This window comes from Paenibacillus sp. AR247 (assembly GCF_002968895.1).
In the GTDB taxonomy this organism is placed as follows: Bacteria; Bacillota; Bacilli; order Paenibacillales; family Paenibacillaceae; genus Paenibacillus_AQ; species Paenibacillus_AQ favisporus.
In genome coordinates this window covers 1,122,048-1,122,757 of the sequence record NZ_PCZT01000009.1, presented here as the reverse complement: position 1 = coordinate 1,122,757, position 710 = coordinate 1,122,048, and the positions used below count along the sequence as shown (strand labels likewise).

Here is a 710-nt window from a genome sequence, read left to right as displayed (position 1 = left end):
AATCATCATGCCAGCAAGCAGGAGCTCGTCATTACCCGTGTGTTTGATTATCCGGTTGATTTGGTCTGGGATGCCTGGACGGATCCGAGCCTGGTCATGAAATGGTGGGGGCCTGCCCATTTCAGCTCACCATCGTGCAAGATCGATCTTCGCGAAGGGGGAAGCTACCTGTTCTGCATGCGTGCGCCGGAATCCTTCGGCGGGCAGGATTATTACTCTGCGGGAGTCTACAAACGAATCGTTCCGCAGCAGCGGCTTGAATTTACGCAGGTTCTGGCCGATGCGGAAGGAAATGCAGTTAAGCCTTCCGATGTCGGCATGCCGGAGGACTTCCCGGCTGTGGTCGATTTCGTCATTGATTTCATCTCGAAGGGCGACCAAACCGAGCTGATCATCAGGGAGTCCAACTGGAGCCCGGGTCCAATGGCCGACAACGCGGTTACGGGCATGAACCAGTCTCTCGACAAACTTGCCGCAAGTTTAGCTTAACTATGTTTTTCACACATTCAGAAAACGATATATAGAAGAAAAAACGCCCCAGATTCGTATCTGGAGCGTTTTTTATGCTGCATTGCCTTCTTGCGGCGTGTTGATGAACATCAGCTTTCGCGAATCCAAACCGTCATTTCGCCAGGCTCCCGGTTGCCCCATAGCGTATATGGGACGGCCCGGAGGCGCTGCTGGTCCAACTGCGGCCGCGCTGTGCTGTA

Annotated in this window: 2 protein-coding genes; one reads left to right on the top strand and one right to left on the bottom strand. The window is 53.9% G+C overall.

The window, feature by feature from the left end; translation table 11 throughout:
• A partial coding sequence (locus CPT76_RS13305) for an SRPBCC family protein (RefSeq protein WP_105443262.1) occupies window positions 1–489 on the top strand: 489 nt, incomplete at its 5' end.
• A 110-nt stretch (window positions 490–599) separates the two neighbouring features.
• On the opposite strand, the gene CPT76_RS42070 is transcribed toward CPT76_RS13305, so the two are convergent.
• On the bottom strand, window positions 600–689 hold the full coding sequence (locus CPT76_RS42070; protein ID WP_374954675.1) for a hypothetical protein: 90 nt from the start codon (window positions 687–689) through the stop codon (window positions 600–602).
• Between the last annotated feature and the right edge of the window lie 21 nt (window positions 690–710).